Annotated in this window: 14 protein-coding genes; 6 read left to right on the top strand and 8 right to left on the bottom strand. The window is 67.5% G+C overall.

Annotated elements, in window-relative coordinates; translation table 11 throughout:
• Positions 1 to 4: 4 nt before the first annotated feature.
• On the bottom strand, positions 5 to 1,312 hold the full coding sequence (lplT, locus tag BME24068_RS14630) for a lysophospholipid transporter LplT (protein ID WP_096507313.1): 1,308 nt from the start codon (positions 1,310 to 1,312) through the stop codon (positions 5 to 7).
• A 218-nt stretch (positions 1,313 to 1,530) separates the two neighbouring features.
• On the opposite strand from lplT, the gene alr reads away from it, so the two are divergent.
• The 3 genes from alr (at position 1,531) to BME24068_RS14615 (ending at position 4,405) form a co-directional block, all read left to right on the top strand.
• Positions 1,531 to 2,601 carry an alanine racemase gene (alr, locus tag BME24068_RS14625; protein WP_096507314.1) on the top strand — a complete coding sequence of 357 codons (1,071 nt, stop codon included), beginning with the start codon at positions 1,531 to 1,533 and terminating at the stop codon, positions 2,599 to 2,601.
• Positions 2,602 to 2,612: 11 nt separating this feature from the next.
• Complete coding sequence (gene radA / locus BME24068_RS14620) at positions 2,613 to 3,989, top strand: DNA repair protein RadA (RefSeq protein WP_096507315.1); 1,377 nt, start codon at positions 2,613 to 2,615, stop codon at positions 3,987 to 3,989.
• Positions 3,990 to 4,138: 149 nt separating this feature from the next.
• Complete coding sequence (locus BME24068_RS14615; RefSeq protein WP_096507316.1) at positions 4,139 to 4,405, top strand: DUF2866 domain-containing protein; 267 nt, start codon at positions 4,139 to 4,141, stop codon at positions 4,403 to 4,405.
• A 158-nt stretch (positions 4,406 to 4,563) separates the two neighbouring features.
• Here BME24068_RS14615 and BME24068_RS14610 read toward each other — a convergent pair whose 3' ends face one another.
• Complete coding sequence (locus BME24068_RS14610; RefSeq protein ID WP_096507317.1) at positions 4,564 to 6,495, bottom strand: ATP-binding cassette domain-containing protein; 1,932 nt, start codon at positions 6,493 to 6,495, stop codon at positions 4,564 to 4,566.
• Positions 6,496 to 6,631: 136 nt separating this feature from the next.
• On the opposite strand from BME24068_RS14610, the gene BME24068_RS14605 reads away from it, so the two are divergent.
• Complete coding sequence (locus tag BME24068_RS14605; protein ID WP_096507318.1) at positions 6,632 to 7,111, top strand: glutathione peroxidase; 480 nt, start codon at positions 6,632 to 6,634, stop codon at positions 7,109 to 7,111.
• Positions 7,112 to 7,242: 131 nt separating this feature from the next.
• Here the strand turns inward: BME24068_RS14605 and cls are convergent, their stop codons facing one another.
• From cls to dapC, 6 genes are all read right to left on the bottom strand, one after another.
• Positions 7,243 to 8,682 carry a cardiolipin synthase gene (gene cls, locus BME24068_RS14600; RefSeq protein ID WP_174926513.1) on the bottom strand — a complete coding sequence of 480 codons (1,440 nt, stop codon included), beginning with the start codon at positions 8,680 to 8,682 and terminating at the stop codon, positions 7,243 to 7,245.
• Between the two features lie 113 nt (positions 8,683 to 8,795).
• Positions 8,796 to 9,704, bottom strand: coding sequence for a 50S ribosomal protein L3 N(5)-glutamine methyltransferase (prmB, locus tag BME24068_RS14595; RefSeq protein WP_096507320.1), 909 nt, complete (start codon positions 9,702 to 9,704; stop codon positions 8,796 to 8,798).
• An 11-nt stretch (positions 9,705 to 9,715) separates the two neighbouring features.
• Positions 9,716 to 10,855: a succinyl-diaminopimelate desuccinylase gene (gene dapE, locus BME24068_RS14590; protein ID WP_096507321.1), complete on the bottom strand. Its 1,140-nt coding sequence runs from the start codon at positions 10,853 to 10,855 to the stop codon at positions 9,716 to 9,718.
• 88 nt (positions 10,856 to 10,943) lie between these two features.
• Positions 10,944 to 11,312, bottom strand: a complete 369-nt coding sequence (locus BME24068_RS14585; protein ID WP_044847939.1) for an ArsC family reductase — start codon at positions 11,310 to 11,312, stop codon at positions 10,944 to 10,946.
• Positions 11,312 to 12,139: a 2,3,4,5-tetrahydropyridine-2,6-dicarboxylate N-succinyltransferase gene (gene dapD, locus BME24068_RS14580; protein ID WP_009695700.1), complete on the bottom strand. Its 828-nt coding sequence runs from the start codon at positions 12,137 to 12,139 to the stop codon at positions 11,312 to 11,314. The genes BME24068_RS14585 and dapD overlap by 1 nt, the downstream gene beginning before the upstream one ends.
• Before the next feature lie 45 nt (positions 12,140 to 12,184).
• A complete protein-coding gene (dapC, locus tag BME24068_RS14575) occupies positions 12,185 to 13,432 on the bottom strand; it encodes a succinyldiaminopimelate transaminase (RefSeq protein WP_174926512.1) in 1,248 nt (415 codons plus the stop codon).
• A 159-nt stretch (positions 13,433 to 13,591) separates the two neighbouring features.
• Here dapC and BME24068_RS14570 point away from each other — a divergent pair, with 159 nt between their 5' ends.
• Positions 13,592 to 14,533, top strand: a complete 942-nt coding sequence (locus tag BME24068_RS14570; protein WP_174926511.1) for a DMT family transporter — start codon at positions 13,592 to 13,594, stop codon at positions 14,531 to 14,533.
• 139 nt (positions 14,534 to 14,672) lie between these two features.
• Positions 14,673 to 18,185: a chromosome segregation protein SMC gene (gene smc, locus BME24068_RS14565; RefSeq protein WP_174926510.1), complete on the top strand. Its 3,513-nt coding sequence runs from the start codon at positions 14,673 to 14,675 to the stop codon at positions 18,183 to 18,185.
• Positions 18,186 to 18,242 lie beyond the last annotated feature (57 nt).

Genomic DNA, 18,242 nt, shown 5'->3' with positions numbered 1-18,242 from the left:
AGCGTCAGTGCCGCGATTCGCCGATCAGCGCGACCGAATCGAACTGACGCTGGTTCGCCTGGTGGCGGCGCATCACGAGCCACATCGTCAGGCACACGAACGTGCCGAACAGCACGATCACGACGCCGACCGGCACGTCGAGCCAGACCAGCACCGCGTACAGGCACAGCATCACGAGCACCGACAGGTTCTCGTTGAAGTTTTGAACCGCGATCGAGTGGCCGGCCGACAGCAGCACGTGGCCGCGATGCTGCAGCAGCGCATTCATCGGAACCACGAAATAGCCGGACAGCGCGCCGACGGCGATCAGGAACAGGTACGCGACCATCAGGTACACCGGCAGCCGCAGGTGGCCGAAGTGCAGCGCCCAGTGCGACGGGAACAGGTTGCGCGTATAGAACGCCATCAGCATGACGGCGATGCCCATGATGATGCCGACGGGCAGCACGGTGAGCGACTTCTTCAGCGGGATGCGCGCGGCGGCCGCGATCGCGCCGCCCGCGACGCCGACCGCCACCACGGCCTGCAGGATCGCGCCTTCGGACAGCGACATGTTGAGCGACACTTCGGCCCACTTCAGCACGATGAACTGCAGCGTCGCGCCCGCGCCCCAGAACAGCGTGGTGACGGCGAGCGAGATCTGGCCGAGCTTGTCGCGCCAGAGCACCATGAAACAGTCGGCGAAATCGGTGAGGAGCTTGACCGGGCCGCGCTCCTGTTTCGGGTAGCGCGCGCCGGTGTCGGGAATCCGCAGGTTGAAGATCGCGGCGATCACGTAGATCGCCATGATGATCGCCATCGCCGCTTCGGCGGGCGTGCCGATCCAGGCGGGAGTGTGCGCGATCACGTGCGACGCGATGTGCGGGCTGATCAGCGCGCCGCCGAGCACGGTGCCGAGAATGATCGAGCTGACGGTCGTACCTTCGATCCAGCCGTTCGCGGCGACGAGCCGGTCGGCCGGCAGCAGTTCGGTCAGAATGCCGTATTTCGCGGGCGAGTAGGCCGCGGCGCCGAACCCGACGATGCCGTACGCGATCAGCGGGTGGGCGCCGAACAGCATGATCATGCAGCCGACCACCTTGATCGTGTTGGTGATGAACATCACGCGGCCCTTCGGGCGGGAATCGGCGAACGCACCGACATACGCCGCCAGCACCACATAGGACAACACGAAGAACAGCTTGAGCAGCGGTGTCATCCAGTTGGGGGCGTGTAAGTCTTTCAGCAGGGCGATGGCGGCGATGAGGAGCGCATTGTCGGCCAACGACGAGAAAAACTGCGCGGCCATGATGGTGTAAAAACCTTTTTTCATCTGATGCGATGCTTTCGTCGCTGCGGCAGGGCCGCGTAGGCCGCCTGGTATGCGATCGGCTTATTCCGTTCGAAATGGGTTGTGCGCACGGCTTTATAACACGAAAATACGGCAATTCGGACTAGCAAGATTCCCCGATCGTTCCGCAAATTGTCGGCTTCGGTGCTCAAAAGGCGCGGTAAGCTGATGATTCGCAAGCGTCTTTACGTAAATTTCCCATGCCGCGCCCGATCTCCGCCACCATCCATACCGCCGCTCTCGCGAACAATCTCTCCGTCGTCCGCCGATTTGCCGGCCCGTCCAAGGTCTGGGCGGTCGTCAAGGCCAATGCGTACGGCCACGGTCTCGCACGCGCGTTTCCCGGCCTGCGCGGCACCGACGGCTTCGGCCTGCTCGACCTCGACGAGGCCGTGAAGCTGCGCGAGCTCGGCTGGGCCGGTCCGGTTTTGCTGCTCGAAGGGTTCTTCCGTTCGACCGACATCGACGTGATCGACCGCTACAGCCTGACGACGACCGTTCACAACGACGAGCAGATGCGGATGCTGGAGACGGCGCGGCTGTCGAAGCCCGTCAACGTGCAGCTCAAGATGAACAGCGGGATGAACCGGCTCGGCTACGTGCCGGAAAAATACCGTGCCGCGTGGGAACGCGCGCGCGCGTGTCCCGGCATCGGCCAGATCACGTTGATGACCCATTTTTCGGATGCCGATACCGAGCGCGGCGTCGCCGCGCAGCTCGCGACGTTCGAGCGCGGCGCGCAAAGCATTGCCGGTGCGCGCAGCCTTGCGAATTCGGCGGCCGTGCTGTGGCACCCGGATACGCACTTCGACTGGGTGCGCCCGGGGATCATGCTGTACGGCGCATCGCCGTCGGGGCTGTCGGCCGATATCGCCGATACCGGGCTGAAGCCCACGATGACGCTGACGTCCGAGCTGATCGCGGTGCAGACGATCGCGAAGGGCCAGGCGATCGGCTATGGCTCGACGTTCTCCGCGCAAGCGCAAATGCGCATCGGCGTCGTCGCGTGCGGCTATGCGGACGGCTATCCGCGCGTCGCGCCCGAAGGCACGCCCGTGATCGTCGACGGCATTCGTACGCGGATCGTCGGTCGCGTGTCGATGGACATGATTACCGTCGACCTGACGCCGTGCCCGCAGGCCGGCGTCGGTGCGCGGGTCGAACTGTGGGGCAACGCGCTGCCGATCGACGACGTCGCGCGCCATTGCGGGACCATCGGCTATGAACTGATGTGCGCGGTCGCCGCCCGCGTACCGGTGCGCGCGGAATAAGGGCGTCGCGCGTGGCCAAACAGAAAACCGTCTACGTCTGCAGCGAGTGCGGCGGACAAACACCGAAGTGGCAGGGGCAATGCCCGTCGTGCCAGGCCTGGAACACGCTCGTCGAATCGGTTGCCGAGTCGCCGGCGGCCCATCGCTTCCAGTCGCTCGCGAAGCGCGCGCCCGTGCAGCGTCTGGTCGACATCGAGGCGGCCGACGTGCCGCGTTTCACGACGGGGATCGGCGAATTCGACCGCGTGCTCGGCGGCGGGCTGGTGCCGGGCGGCGTCGTGCTGATCGGCGGCGATCCCGGCATCGGCAAGTCGACGCTGCTGCTGCAGTCGCTCGCGGACATCGCGAGCGAGCGGCGCGCCCTCTATATCAGTGGCGAGGAATCGGCCGCGCAGATCGCGTTGCGCGCGCAACGGCTCGCGCTGCTCGACGGCGGCGCGCCGGCGGCCGAGCTGAAGCTGCTCGCCGAGATCCAGCTCGAGAAGATCCAGGCGGCGATCGATGCCGAACGGCCGGACGTCGCCGTCATCGACTCGATCCAGACCGTCTATTCGGAGGCGCTGACGTCGGCGCCCGGTTCGGTCGCGCAGGTGCGCGAATGCGCGGCGCAGCTCACGCGCATCGCGAAGCAGTCCGGCACCGCGATCATCATGGTCGGGCACGTGACGAAGGAGGGCAACCTTGCCGGTCCGCGCGTGCTCGAGCACATCGTCGACACGGTGCTGTACTTCGAGGGCGACACCCATTCGTCGTTCCGGCTCGTGCGCGCGTTCAAGAACCGCTTCGGCGCGGTCAACGAACTCGGCGTGTTCGCGATGACCGAGCGTGGGCTGCGCGGCGTCGCGAATCCTTCCGCGCTTTTCCTGTCGCAGCATGAGCAAGTCGTGCCGGGCTCGTGCGTGCTTGTCACGCAGGAAGGCACGCGGCCGCTGCTGGTCGAGGTCCAGGCGCTCGTCGACACGGCCCACGTGCCGAATCCGCGCCGGCTCGCGGTCGGCCTCGAGCAGAACCGGCTCGCGATGCTGCTCGCGGTGCTGCACCGTCATGCGGGCATCGCGTGCTTCGACCAGGACGTGTTTCTCAACGCGGTCGGCGGCGTGAAGATCACGGAGCCGGCCGCCGACCTCGCGGTGCTGCTCGCGATCCACTCGTCGATGCGCAACAAGGCGCTGCCGAAGGGGTTGATCGTGTTCGGCGAAGTCGGGCTGGCCGGTGAAATCCGGCCATCCCCGCGCGGGCAGGAGCGCTTGCGCGAGGCCGCGAAGCTCGGCTTCACGATTGCACTGATTCCGAAGGCGAATGCGCCGAAGCAGGCGATCGAAGGGCTGAAGGTGATGGCCGTCGAGCGGCTCGAACAGGCGATCGACAGCGTGCGCGATCTCGAATGAGCGCACGTGGCCGGCGCCATCGCACACCGGCCCGCGGTGATCTGTCGCGTAATTCTGTGTAAAGAATATGTAGGCTTCTGTAACCCGCCGGACATTGCTTTTCCCTATCCTTTGCCGGATTGTCGAACCGCGCAATGCGAAGGGAACCTATGTTGAAACAGTATGGGGAAGCGCCGAGCGGACGCCTTTACAACCTGCGCGGCTGCCGCGTGTCGGAGCCGATCGTCCACCCGTGGGGCGGAGGATGCCGGATCGTCGAATGGATCGATGACGAAGGGCGCCTCGCGCGCCGCGTCGTCTCCGAGGACGTGACGGAAGCGGAAGTCGCCGCGGCGATTCGCCGGCCGACCGAAGGGCGGCGTCACCTGATGGGCGACGACGAGCAGATGCCGCGCGATACGTTGCCGCGGCGTTGAGCGGGCAGAGCACGGCGAAATGCCGACCAAGCGGCCGGGCCAGGGTGCCCGGCTTTGTCGTTTACGGGCCCGGAGCCGGCTCGTCGCTCGCTGAAATGCCGCTTGCGCGGTGCTGCTGGCGGCGGCCCCGGCGAGTGGCCGCCGGGCCGTGTCCGGCCTCAGCCGATCTGCTCGAGTTCTTCCTGCAACGCGAGCCAGTCCGCCTCGACGGTTTCGAGCCGTGCGTTGACTTCCCCGAGCTTGCGGATCGCTTCGGTCAGTTCGGTCTTGCGCGCGGCCTCGTAGCTCGCCGGATCGGCGACGAACGCGTCGAGGCGCGCCTTCTCCGCGTGCAGCGTTTCCATTTCCTTCTCGAGCTTCGTGATGCGGTTCTGCAGCGGCCTCTTCAGTTGCGACAGCCGCTGGCGCTCTTCGGCCGCCTGACGTTTCTGATCCTTGCGGTTGACGCCCGGATCCGCGCCCGCCGCCGCCGCGCTGTCGGCCTTGGCGGCCGCGCGCTGTTCGGCCGCGTGCTGCAGCAGCCAGTCGCGGTAGTCGTCGAGGTCGCCGTCGAACGGTTGCAACCGGTGTTTCGCGACGAGCATGAACTGGTCGGTCGTCGCGCGCAGCAGGTGGCGGTCGTGCGATACCAGGATCAGCGTGCCTTCGAACTGCGCGAGCGCCATCGTCAGCGCGTGACGCGTTTCGAGATCGAGGTGGTTCGTCGGTTCGTCGAGCAGCAGCAGGTTCGGCTTCTGCCAGATGATCAGCGCCAGCGCGAGCCGTGCCTTCTCGCCGCCGGAGAACGGGCCGACGGGGCTCGTCGCCATGTCGCCCGAGAAATTGAAGCCGCCGAGGAAGTCGCGCAGTTCCTGCTCGCGCGTGTCCGGCGCAAGCCGCGCCAGATGCGCGAGCGGCGAATCGTCCTCGCGCAGCGTTTCGAGCTGGTGCTGCGCGAAATAGCCGATCGTCAGCCCCTTGCCGTCGCGCACGTGGCCCGACAGCGGCGCGAGCGTGCCGGCCAGCGTCTTGATCAGCGTCGACTTGCCCTGGCCGTTCGCGCCGAGCAGCCCGATGCGCTGGCCGTTCTGGATCGACAGCGCCACGCGTTCGACGATCGGGATGTCCGCGCCGTCGTCGGCATGGTAGCCGCAGCGGACATCCTCCATCACCATCATCGGGTTCGGCGCGGCATCGGGCGTGCGGAATTCGAACGTGAACGGCGACGCGATGTGCGCGGGCGCGATCAGCTCCATTTTTTCGAGCGCCTTCATCCGGCTTTGCGCCTGCTTGGCCTTGGTCGCCTTGGCCTTGAAGCGGTCGACGAAGCTTTGCAGATGCTCGATCGTCTTTTGCTGCTTTTCGTATGCGCTTTGCTGCAGCGCCAGCTGCTGCGCGCGCAGCACTTCGAACTGCGAGTAATTGCCGCCGTAGCGCTTCACCTGACGATTTTCCAGGTGCAGCGTGACGTTGCAGATCGAATCGAGGAATTCGCGGTCGTGCGAAATCACGACGAGCGTGCCGGCGTAACGGTGCAGCCAGTCTTCGAGCCAGACGATTGCGTCGAGGTCGAGGTGGTTGGTCGGTTCGTCGAGCAGCAGCAGGTCGGAGCGGCACATCAGCGCCTGCGCGAGGTTCAGGCGCATGCGCCAGCCGCCGGAGAAGCTGGCCACGGATTCGCGCGTCTGCGCGAGGGTGAAGCCGAGGCCGAGCAGCAGCGCCTCGGCGCGCGCGGGCGCGGTATAACCGTCGGCGTCGGCGAAAGCCGCGTGCGCGTCGGCTTCGGCTGCGCCGTCATGCGCGGCCGATGCGGCGGCGATGCGCGCTTCGATCTCGCGCAGCGCGGTGTCGCCGTCGAGCGTGTAGTCGAGCGCGGAGCGGTCGACGGCGGGCGTTTCCTGCGACACATGGGCGATCCGCCACGACGGCGGCATCGAGAAATCGCCGGCGTCGGAATGCAGCTCGCCGCGCAGGACCGAGAACAGCGTCGATTTGCCGGCGCCGTTCGCACCGATCAGGCCGGCTTTCTCGCCGGGATTGAGGACGAACGAGGCCGACTCGAACAGCGGCTTGGTGCCGCGCGCAAGGCTGAACTGATTGAAACGGATCACGGCGTGAATGACTGGCCAAAACCGCTATTCTAGACTGCGCGCGACTCGCCCCGGGCATCGGCTACTCGGCGGATGCCGCAACGGCGCGATTTCGCCTAGACTCCACGTCGATCCGGTTTCGTAAAAGGAGTGCCCGATGTCCACCCTGTATTCGTTCAGCGCAGAGACGCTTGCCGGCCAGCCGGCCTCGCTCGATGCGTACCGCGGCAAGGTGCTGCTGATCGTCAACACCGCGAGCGAGTGCGGTTTCACGCCGCAGTACGCGGGGCTGCAGAAGCTGTACGACCAGTACGCAGCCCGCGGCTTCTTCGTGCTCGGCTTTCCGTGCAACCAGTTCGGCAAGCAGGAGCCGGGCGACGCCACGCAGATCGGCGCGTTCTGCGAGCGCAACTACGGCGTCACGTTTCCGATGTTCGCGAAGATCGACGTGAAGGGCGATCACGCGCATCCGCTGTACCGCTATCTGACCGGCGAAGCGCCGGGCATCCTGGGCCTGAAGGCGATCAAGTGGAATTTCACGAAATTCCTGGTCGACCGCGACGGGCGCATCGTCAAACGCTACGCGCCGTCGACGAAGCCCGAAGAAATCGCCGCGGATATCGACAAGCTGCTGTAACCGCATGAGGCGGCGGGCGGGCCGGCCGGGCTGCGCGTTGCCGCGGGGCGAGCAGGGCAGGGAACGCCGGGAGCGCGTCGCCGTACCGTCGTGCTTGTCGCCGGCGGCGGCGTTCGTGCACTCGCTACTCGCTACAGGATCGGCGCGAACAGGCGCGCGACGTGCATCGCGATGCGCCGCCACGCCGGCGATGTCCGATACTCGCTCGCATCGACCTCGTAGGCCTGCGCGAAGTCGGTATCGAGCATTGCCTCGACCTCGCCGGCGAAGGTGCGATCCACGGTCAGCACCATGATCTCGAAATTGAGCCGGAACGAGCGATTGTCGAGGTTCGCGCTGCCGATTGCGGCCGCCACGCGATCGATCAGCACCACTTTCTGGTGCAGGAAGCCCGGCCGGTAGCGGAACACCTTCACGCCGGCATCGACGAGATCGCGCGCGTAGAGCTTCGACGCCTCGAACACGACGTAGTGGTCGCGCCGGCTCGGGATCAGGATGCGTACGTCGACGCCGCGCATCACCGCGAGCTTCAGCGCGGCGATCACCGCTTCGTCGGGCACGAGGTACGGCGTCGTGATCCAGACCCGTTCGCGTGCCGCGTTGATCGCCTCGACGAAGAACAGCGATCCGGTTTCCTGCTTGTCGGCGGGCCCCATCGGCACCGCGAGGCAGTGCATCGCGTCGTCGGGCAGTGCCGCCGGCGGTGCGGCGAGCGGCGGCAGCGTCTGTGTCGCCCAGTGCCAGTCTTCGGCGAACACGTACTGAATGCTGGCGACGACCGGGCCGCGTATCTCGATGTGAGTGTCGCGCCATGGCGACAGGCGCCGGTTCGCGCCGAGATATTCGACGCCGACGTTGTGCCCGCCGACGAACGCGCGGTTGCCGTCGACGACGACGATCTTGCGATGGTTGCGGAAGTTGAGCTGGAAGCGGTTGACGAACTTGCGGTGGGTGGCGAACGGGTGGACCTCGACGCCGCCGCGGCGCAGTGTGTCGACGTAGCTGTGCGGCAGGTCGAAGCTGCCGATGCTGTCGTACAGCAGGTAGCAGCGCACGCCGGCCGCGGCGCGGGCGAGCAGCGCGTCGCGCAGCATCTGGCCGAGCGCGTCGTCGCGCACGATGAAGAACTGGACCACGACGTAGTCGCGCGCCTCGTCGATCGCCGACAGGATCGCGGAGAACGTGGCATCGCCGTTGACGAGTGTGCGCACCGTATTGCCGCCGACGAACGGCATGCCGCCGAGCCGCGTGAGCGCGAGCACGGCGGCCCGGCCGATCGCATCGGCGGCCGGCTCGTCGGCCGCGTCGGCCTCGAGCCACGGCGTGCGCGGTGTGTGCGTGCGCAACGCTTCCATCTCGTGGCGTCGTGCGTCGACGTAGCCGGAGAACTTGCTGCGGCCGAGGAACAGGTAGGGGATGAGTGTCAGGTACGGCATCGCCGCGAGCGACACGGCCCACGCGATCGCGCCTTGCGACGTGCGGGTGTTCATGATCGCGTGACATGCCGCGATGATCCCCAGCGCATGGATGGCCAGGATCAGGGTGCCGAGGTGTAGCCAGTCGAGGGTCATAAGCGCGTGACGGACTCCTGAAGTCGTGCGGCGCGGCGGCCGCTTACGCGCATCTTACCGAACCGTGCGATGCAGCGGTATGCCGTACCGCACGGTTCGGTCCCGGGGGGCCGTCAGGCCTTGCGCGGCAGGTCCGACGCCTGGATCAGGAATACGCTGTCGTCGCCGGCGCTGGTGGGCAGCCACGTGAGATCGAGGCCGCCGAACGCGGCTTCGACATTCTCGCGCTCGTTGCCGATCTCGACGACGAGCACGCCGTCGTCGTGCAGCCACTTGTGCGCTTCGGCGATGATCCGGCGCACGATGTCCATTCCGTCGTCGCCGCCGGCGAGCGCCATCTCCGGCTCGTGCCGGTACTCGGGCGGCAGTGCCGCCATCGACGTTGCGTTCACGTACGGCGGATTCGTCAGGATCACGTCGTAGCGCGTATCGGGTTCGGCGCGAAACGCGGGCAGCGGCGCGTACAGGTCGCCGCGATGCAGCGCGATGCGGTCGTCGAGGCCATAGTCGCGCACGTTGATTTCGGCGACTTCGAGGGCCTTGTCGGACAGGTCGACCGCGTCGATCTCGGCGTTCGGGAACGCGCTGGCCGCGAGGATCGCGAGGCAGCCCGAGCCGGTGCACAGCTCGAGCACCGCGCCGACCTGCTCGGGGTCGGCGACGTACGGCTGCAGCCCGTCGTCGAGCAGTTCGCCGATGAACGAGCGCGGCACGATCACGCGCTCGTCGACGTAGAAGCGATGGCCGTGCATCCACGCTTCATGCGTGAGATACGCGGCCGGCACGCGTTCCGTCGCGCGCCGCTCGATCACCGCGAGCACCGCGGCGATCTCGTCGGGCAGCAGGCGCGCATCGAGGAACGGTTCGAGCGTGTCGAGCGGCAGGTCGAGCGTATGCAGCACGAGGTAGGCGGCTTCGTCGTACGCGTTGTCCGAGCCATGGCCGAACGAGAGCTTCGCCTTCGAGAAGCGCGTGACTGCATAGCGCAGCAGGTCGCGAACGGTTGCAAAAGGTGTCGTCATGCGAGGCTCCATCAGGCGATCAGTTGTTCGAGCACGCGGCGGTACACGTTCTTCAGCGGGTCGACGAAGCGCAGGTCGATGTGCTCGTCGATCTTGTGGATGCTGCCGTTCGGCGGCCCGAACTCGATCACCTGCGGGCAGATGCGCGCGATGAAGCGTCCGTCGGACGTGCCGCCCGTCGTCGACAGTTCGGTCGTGATGCCGGTCTCGGCGCGAATCGCGTTCTCCAGCGCGTTCGACAGGTCGCCGCGCGGCGTGAGGAACGGCAGGCCGCTCACCGACCACTTCAGCGTGTATTCGAGGCCGTGCTTGTCCAGGATCGCGTGCACGCGTGCCTGCAGGCCCTCGACGGTGCTCGCCGTCGAAAAGCGGAAGTTGAACATCAGGTCCGCGTGGCCGGGGATCACGTTGGTCGCGCCGGTGCCGGCGTGCAGGTTCGACACCTGCCACGTGGTCGGCGGGAAGTATTCGTTGCCTTCGTCCCACTGTTCGGCGGCGAGCTCGGCGAGCGCCGGCGCGAGCAGGTGGATCGGGTTCTTCGCGAGATGCGGGTATGCGATGTGGCCTTGCACGCCCTTGACGATCAGTTCGCCCGACATCGAGCCGCGGCGGCCGTTCTTGACGACGTCGCCGAGTTCGGTGGTCGACGTCGGCTCGCCGACGATGCAGTAGTCGAGCCGTTCGCCGCGCGCTTCCAGCAGCTCGACGACCTTCACGGTGCCGTCGGTGGCCGGGCCTTCCTCGTCGCTCGTGATCAGGAAGGCGATCGCGCCGCGGTGGCCGGGGTGGGCCGCGACGAATTCCTCCGACGCGACGACGAATGCGGCGAGCGACGTCTTCATGTCGGCCGCGCCGCGGCCGTACAGCTTGCCGTCGCGATGGGCCGGGATGAACGGCGGCGAGGTCCACTGTTCGAGCGGGCCGGTCGGCACGACGTCGGTGTGGCCCGCGAACGCGAGCAGCTTGCCGTCGCGACCGTCGGCGCCGCGCTTGACGGCCCACAGGTTGGTCACGCCGTGCGACGCGATGGTCTCGCATTCGAAGCCGAGCGCGGCGAGGCGCTCGGTCATGATCTGCTGGCAATGCTGGTCGTCGGGCGTGACGGATGCGCGGGCGATCAGCTGTTCGGTAAGGGCTAGGGTGGCGGACATGGTTCGGACCACTTTGGATAAAAAATGCCGGCGCGGTGGCCGGCAGCGATGAGACGTCGGGCTGCGCCCGCGGGCGCAGCGCGCGGCCCTAGGCGGCGAACAGCGCTGCGTACTGATCGGCCACGAAGCCGAGCGATTTCACGCGGCCGTTGACGACGAGCACCGGGCGCTTGATGACCGACGGCTTGTGGATCATCAGCGCGACCGCGCCGGACTTCGTTTCCGCGGCGGCCTTCATGGCGTCGTCCAGGCCGCGCCACGTGGTGCCGCGCTTGTTCACGAGCGCGTCGAGCGACACGTCCTTCAGCCAGTCCTCGACGAGCGGTGCGCTGACGCCGAGCTTCTTGAAGTCGTGGAACTCGAATTCGACGCCGTGATCGTCGAGCCACACGCGGGCCTTCTTCACGGTGTCGCAGTTCGGAATGCCGTAGACGACCACGGTACGCGGCTTGGCCATCAGTCGCCTCGCAGCAGCTCGTTCAGGCCGACCTTCGCGCGGGTCTTCGCGTCGACCTTCTTCACGATCACCGCGCAGTACAGGCTGTGCGAGCCGTCCTTCGACGGCAGGTTGCCGGCGACGACGACCGAGCCGGCCGGGATGCGGCCGTAGCTGACTTCGCCCGTTTCGCGATCGTAGATCTTCGTGCTCTGGCCGAGGTACACGCCCATCGAGATCACCGAGTTTTCTTCGACGATCACGCCTTCGACGACTTCCGAGCGCGCGCCGATGAAGCAGTTGTCTTCGATGATGACGGGGTTCGCCTGCAGCGGCTCGAGCACGCCGCCGATGCCGACGCCGCCCGACAGGTGCACGTTCTTGCCGATCTGTGCGCACGAACCGACCGTTGCCCACGTATCGACCATCGTGCCTTCGTCGACGTATGCGCCGATGTTCGTGTACGACGGCATCAGCACGACGTTCTTCGCGATGAACGAGCCGCGGCGCGCGATGGCCGGCGGCACGACGCGGAAGCCGCCCGCGGCGAAGTCTTCGGCCGTGTAGTTCGCGAACTTCGACGGCACCTTGTCGTAGAACTGCGAGTAGCCGCCGGCGGGCATCGGTGCGTTGTCCTCCAGGCGGAACGACAGCAGCACGGCCTTCTTCAGCCACTGGTGCACGGTCCAGTTGCCGTCGATTTTCTCGGCGACGCGCAGCGCGCCCTTGTCGAGCTGCTCGATCGCGTGAGCGACGGCTTCGCGGACTTCGGCGGGCGCGGCCTTCGGCGACAGCTCGGCGCGGTTTTCCCAGGCGGTATCGATGATTTGCTGAAGTTGTTGCGACATGTTCGTTTTCGCAGGAGAGGAATGGAATTGATCGGTATGGACGTCTTACTGCGCGAGAGCCCGGCAGAAATCGACGATGCGTTGCGCGCCCTCGACGCATTCGGGGGTGCCCGCGACGAGCGCGATCCGGATGAAATCGCGGCCCGGATTCGTGCCGTGCGCATCGCGCGCCAGGTACGAGCCGGGCAGAACCGTCACATTATAGTCGGCGTACAGGCGGCGGGCGAACTCGGTGTCCGACAGGCCGGTGCGCGCGACGTTGGCCCACAGGTAGAACGCGGCGTCGGGCAGTTTCACGTCGATCACGTCGGCCAGCATCGGCGTGACGGTATTGAACTTCTGCACGTACAGTGCGCGGTTCTCGCGCACGTGCGCCTCGTCGTTCCACGCGGCGATGCTCGCATGCTGCCAGACCGGCGACAGCGCGGCGCCGTGGTACGTGCGGTACAGCAGGAATTTCTTCAGCAGCGCGGCGTCGCCGGCGACGAAGCCCGAGCGCATGCCCGGCACGTTCGAGCGCTTCGACAGGCTCGACAGCATCACGAGGCGTTCGAAGCCGCGGCCGAGGCGGTGCGCGGCCTCGAGGCCGCCGAGCGGCGGCGCCGCTTCGTCGAAATAGATTTCCGAGTAGCACTCGTCGGATGCGATCACGAAGCCGTGACGGTCGGACAGCGCGAACAGCTCGCGCCAGTCGTCGAGCGTGAGCACGGCGCCCGTCGGGTTGCCCGGCGAGCACACGTACAGCAGTTGCGTGCGCGCCCAGACTTCGTCGGGGACGGCCGCGTAGTCGCACGCGAAGTTGCGAGCCGGGTCGCTGTTCGCGAAATAGGGTTCGGCACCGGCCAGCAGCGCCGCGCCTTCGTAAATTTGATAGAAAGGATTCGGACAGAGTACGATCGCCTTCTTGCCGTCCTCGGTCGGGCGTGCGTCGATGACCGTCTGCGCGAGCGAGAACAGCGCCTCGCGCGACCCGGACACCGGCAGCACCTGCGTCGCCGGATCGATCGCCGGCAGCCCGTAGCGGTGTTCGAGCCAGTGCGCGATCGACGTGCGCAGCGCGTCCGAGCCGGCGGTGGCCGGGTACGACGCGAGGCCGTCGAGGGCCGCGACCACGGCGTCGCGGATCAGCGCCGGGGTCGGGTGCTTGGGCTCGCCGATGCCGAAGCTGATCGGTTTCAGGCTGGCGGACGGCGTACCGGCACCGGGCGTCACGTCCTTGAACAGGGCGCGCAGCTTTTCGAAGGGATAGGGCTGGAGCGAGTCGAGTCGAGGGTTCACGGGCGAAGCGGCCATCGCGGCCTGGTTGGGGCGAAAGGGGGCGGCTCAGGGGCCGCGCGGCTGCGAACGGGCGCCGGGCGCGCGGTTCGCAACGGACGATTATAGCGTGACGCAATGCGGTCACGGCCCGCCGGAACGGCGGCCGGGCCGGTCGAATAAAGGGTATCGAACCAAATGAACAACCCGGTACGCGGCAGCCTGCCGACGCTGGCCATCCTGATCGGCGCCTCGGTATGGGGTCTGATCTGGTATCCGCTGCGGATCCTCGCGTCGCTCGGCCTCACCGGCACGCTCGCGAGCGCGCTGACGAGCGCCGTCGCGTTCCTGTTCGTGGTCGTGGTGCGCCACGGCACGATTTCGACGCTGCGCTGGCACTGGGTGCTGCCGGGCATCGCGATCACGGCCGGCGTGACGAACCTCGGCTTCGTGTGGGGCACGATCCACGGCGAAGTGCTGCGCGTGATGCTGCTGTTCTACCTGACCCCGGCGTGGACCGCGATCTACGCGCATTTCCTGTTGCGCGAGCGGCTGACCTGGGCCGGCGCGGGGCTGGCGGCGCTGTCGATCGGCGGCGCGATGCTGATGCTGTGGTCGCCGAAGCTCGGCGTGCCGCTGCCGGCCAACCCGGCCGAGTGGGCGGGGCTCGCGGCCGGACTGAGTTTCGCGATGAGCAACGTGCTCGTGATCAAGGCGAGCCGCGAGCTGCCGGAGATGCGCGCGGAAATGCGCACGGCGACGCTGTTCGGCGGCGCGGCGGTGTTCGGCGCGATCGCGTCGCTGTTCGAGGGCTTGCCGGCCGCGCCGGCGGGCGGCCAGTTCGGCACCGCGGCGCTGATCATCGTCGCGATCGGCGTGACGATCGCGGTGAACAACCTGCTCGTGCAATACGGGCTCGCGCGCGTGCCGGCGAACCGCGCGTCGATCATCATGCTGTTCGAGATCGTGATCACCGCGCTGTCGGCGTGGGTGTTCGCGAACGAACTGCCGACCGCGCGCGAGTGGGCGGGCGGCGCGTGCATCGTGCTCGCGACGCTGCTGTCGAGCCGGGTCCATCGTGCCACGCCGGCACCGGGCAAACCCGGCGACGGGCGGGACGGCGCACGCGCGATGGTATGATGGAAGCCGTTTGCGGGGCCCAACGCTGGATGCGCGCGGCCCCGCTTTTGAATTCCGGGGCGCGTCGCGCACACGGGCCGTTCGGCCCCGCGCATCGCGGCCCCGTCCGTTTCACACCTTCTTCACATCCGATACCGCCGTGCGTCTGAGCTCGATCAAACTCGCTGGCTTCAAATCCTTTGTCGATCCCACGCATTTCCAGGTTCCGGGCCAGCTTGTCGGCGTGGTGGGCCCGAACGGGTGCGGCAAGTCCAACATCATCGATGCCGTGCGCTGGGTGCTCGGCGAGTCGCGCGCGTCCGAGCTGCGCGGCGAGTCGATGCAGGACGTGATCTTCAACGGCTCGACCGCCCGCAAGCCCGGCAGCCGGGCAAGCGTCGAACTGATCTTCGACAACTCCGACGGCCGCGCGGCCGGACAGTGGGGCCAGTACGGCGAGATCGCCGTGAAGCGCGTGCTGACGCGCGACGGCACGTCGAGCTACTACATCAACAACCTGCCGGCGCGCCGCCGCGACATCCAGGACATCTTCCTCGGCACCGGTCTCGGCCCGCGCGCATACGCGATCATCGGGCAGGGGATGATCGCGCGGATCATCGAGGCGAAGCCGGAAGAGCTGCGCGTGTTCCTCGAGGAAGCCGCGGGCGTGTCGAAGTACAAGGAGCGCCGCCGCGAGACCGAGAACCGTCTGCACGACACGCGCGAGAACCTGACGCGCGTCGAGGACATCGTCCGCGAGCTCGGCGCGAACCTCGAGAAGCTCGAGGGGCAGGCCGTCGTCGCGACCAGGTACAAGGAACTCGTCGCCGACGGCGAAGAGAAGCAGCGCCTGTTGTGGCTGCTGCGCAAGAACGAGGCCGCGGGCGAGCAGCAGAAGCAGCAGCGGGCGATCGAGCAGGCGCAGATCGACCTCGAGGCGCAGACGGCCAGGCTGCGCGAGGTCGAGTCGCAGCTCGAGACGCTGCGGGTCGCGCATTACTCGGCGAGCGACGCGATGCAGGGCGCGCAGGGCGCGCTCTACGAGGCGAACGCCGAAGTGAGCCGCCTCGAGGCCGAGATCAAGTTCATCGTCGAATCGCGCAACCGCGTGCAGGCGCAGATCGCCGCACTGAACGCGCAGCGCGAGCAATGGCGCGCGCAGGCCGGGAAGGCGCAGGACGAACTCGAGGAAGCCGAAGAGGCGCGCGCGATGGCCGACGAGAAGGCCGCGCTCGCCGAAGACAACGCGGCGGCGAAGCACGACGCGCTGCCGGCCCTCGAAGCGAAGTGGCGCGACGCGCAGGCACAGCTCAACGATGAGCGCGCGCGGATCGCGCAGACCGAACAGTCGCTGAAGCTCGAAGCCGCGCACCAGCGCAACGCCGACCAGCAGCTCCAGCAGCTTCAGCAGCGCCACGAGCGCCTGAAGTCCGAGGCGGGCGGGCTCGACGCGCCGGACGAAGCGCAGCTCGAAGAGTTGCGCATGCAGCTCGCCGAACAGGAAGAGATTCTCGCCGAAGCGCAGGCGCGGCTTGCCGACGCGCAGGAAACGGTGCCGCGCCTCGACGGCGAACGCCGCGCCGCGCAAGAGCGCGTGCAGGCCGAAAGCGCGCAGATCCACCAGCTCGAGGCGCGGCTCGCCGCGCTGAAGCAGCTGCAGGAGAACGTGCAGACCGAAGGCAAGATCCAGCCGTGGCTCGACAAGCACGAACTCGGCGCGCTGCCGCGCCTGTGGAAGAAGCTGCACGTCGAACCGGGCTGGGAAGCGGCGCTCGAGGCGGTATTGCGCGAGCGTCTCGCCGCGCTCGAAGTGTCGAATCTCGACTGGGTGAAGGCGTTCGCGACCGACGCGCCGCCCGCGAAGCTCGCGTTCTATGCGCCGCCCGCGGCCGGCGAACCGCCTGCCGCGGCAGCCGGGCTGCGCCCGGTGCTGTCGCTGCTGCGCATCGACGACGCGGGCATCCGCGCGGTGCTGAACGACTGGCTCGGCAACGTGTACGTCGCCGACGACGTCGCGCAGGCGCTCGCGGCGCGCGCGCAACTGCCGGCGGGCGGCGCATTCGTCGTCAAGGCCGGCCACATCGTCACGCGGGTCGGCGTGCAACTGTACGCAGCCGATTCGGAGCAGGCCGGGATGCTGGCCCGCCAGCAGGAAATCGAAAACCTGACGCGCCAGGTGCGCGCACAGGCGCTGCTCGCCGACGAGGCGCGCACGGCCGCCGTGCGGGCGGAAGCCGCGCACACGCAGGCCACGCAGGCGCTGGGCGACGTGCGCGCCCAGGCCGAACGCGCGACGCAGCGCGTGCACGCGCTGCAGATGGACGTGCTGAAGCTCGCGCAGGCACATGAACGCTACACGCAGCGCAGCACGCAGATCCGCGAGGAACTCGAGGAAATCGGCGCGCAGGTCGACGAGCAGCGTGCGCTGCGCGCGGAGTCGGAAGCGAACTTCGAGCGCTTCGACGGCGAGCTTGCCGAGTTGCAGGCGCGTTTCGAAGACAACCAGCTCGCGTTCGAAACACTCGACGAATCGCTGACGCAGGCACGCCAGGAAGCCCGCGACCTCGAGCGCGGCGCGAACGACGCGCGCTTCGCCGCGCGCAACGCCGTCACGCGGATCGACGAGCTCAAGCGCAGCATCCAGGTCGCGCACGAGCAGAGCGAACGCGTCGCCGCCTCGCTGGAAGACGCGCGTGCCGAACTGGAAACGATCAACGAGCAGACCGCGCACACGGGCCTGCAGGACGCGCTCGAAATTCGCGCGGTCAAGGAAGAAGCGCTGCAGGCCGCGCGGATCGAACTCGACGATCTGACCGCGAAGCTGCGCGCATCGGACGAGCAGCGTCTCGTGGCCGAACGTTCGCTGCAGCCGCTGCGCGATCGCATCACCGAGCTGCAACTGAAGGAGCAGGCCGCGCGCCTGTCCGTCGAGCAGTTCGCCGAGCAGCTCACGGCGGCCGAGGTCGACGAGGAAGCGCTGCGCGACAAGCTGACGCCGGATCTCAAGCCGTCGTACCTGCAGGGCGAAGTCACGCGCCTGAACAACGCGATCAACGCGCTCGGCCCGGTGAACATGGCCGCGCTCGACGAGCTGAAGGCCGCCAGCGAGCGCAAGGTGTTCCTCGACGCGCAGTCGGCCGACCTGACCGACGCGATCACGACGCTCGAGGACGCGATCCACAAGATCGACCAGGAAACCCGCACGTTGCTGCAGGGCACCTTCGACGAGGTCAACCGTCACTTCAGCGACCTGTTCCCGCGCCTGTTCGGCGGCGGCCAGGCGAAGCTGATCATGACGGGCGACGAAATCCTGGATGCCGGCGTGCAGGTGATGGCGCAGCCGCCGGGCAAGAAGAACGCGACCATCCACCTGCTGTCGGGCGGCGAGAAGGCGCTGACCGCCACCGCGCTGGTGTTCGCGATGTTCCAGTTGAACCCGGCGCCGTTCTGTCTGCTCGACGAGGTCGATGCGCCGCTCGACGACGCGAACACCGAGCGTTTCGCGAATCTCGTGCGCGCAATGTCCGACAAGACGCAGTTCCTTTTCATCTCGCACAACAAGATCGCGATGGAGATGGCGCAGCAGCTGATCGGCGTGACGATGCAGGAGCAGGGTGTGTCGCGGATCGTCGCGGTGGACATGGAAACCGCCGCGGGTTTTGCGCAGAATTGACGTTTGACGAAACCGGATCGCGTTCGCGCGGCGCATGGGCGCCCGTTCGCGGTTCCG

This window comes from Burkholderia anthina (assembly GCF_902498995.1).
In the GTDB taxonomy this organism is placed as follows: domain Bacteria; phylum Pseudomonadota; class Gammaproteobacteria; order Burkholderiales; family Burkholderiaceae; genus Burkholderia; species Burkholderia anthina.
This window is presented reverse-complemented; position numbering and strand designations above follow the sequence as displayed.